The sequence below is a fragment of the Mycobacterium sp. E342 genome (assembly GCF_001667665.1).
GTDB lineage: Bacteria > Actinomycetota > Actinomycetes > Mycobacteriales > Mycobacteriaceae > Mycobacterium.
In genome coordinates this window covers 1-523 of record NZ_LZJM01000122.1, presented here as the reverse complement: position 1 = coordinate 523, position 523 = coordinate 1, and the positions used below count along the sequence as shown (strand labels likewise).

Sequence of the window (523 nt, the reverse complement as noted above, 5' to 3'; positions counted from 1 at the left end):
TGCGTGGCCGAGAATGGCTATTCGCGCACCACGATTCGCGAGATCGCCCGGGCGGCGAACATCACCAGCGGAAGCCTGTACCACTACTTCCCGAACAAGTCCGAATTGCTGGACGCGGCCGTCGAGGACATCGAGCGCATCGCGGTGCCGCGGCTGCGAGCCGCCGCCGCGGGTTCCGGCGGCGTGGTCGAGCGCATCGCGGCGGTGCTCGACGAATCGGGCCGGCTCATGCGCGAGTATCCCGATCTTGCCGCCTTCGAGTGGGTGATCCGCGCCGAAGGCGCTGTCGCCCGCGATTCGCGGCTCGCGGCCGACTTCCAGGTGTTTCGCGGAATCATCGAGGGTGTCATCGACGATGCCTACCGCCGGGGCGAGCTCGCGCACCGGGCCGACCGCAACGGCATCGTCGAGGCCGTCTACGCGCTGATCTATGGGTTGACGGAGCTGGCGGCCACGTCGCCGCCCCGGGACTATCACGCCGCGCTGGACGCGGCCAAGAAATTGATCCGGGGAACGTTGCTCG

Annotated in this window: 1 protein-coding gene; it reads left to right on the top strand. The window is 68.5% G+C overall.

Annotated features, from left to right (window positions below; translation table 11 throughout):
- On the top strand, window positions 1-523 hold a 523-nt coding region (locus A5692_RS07725; protein ID WP_068054237.1), incomplete at both ends, for a TetR/AcrR family transcriptional regulator.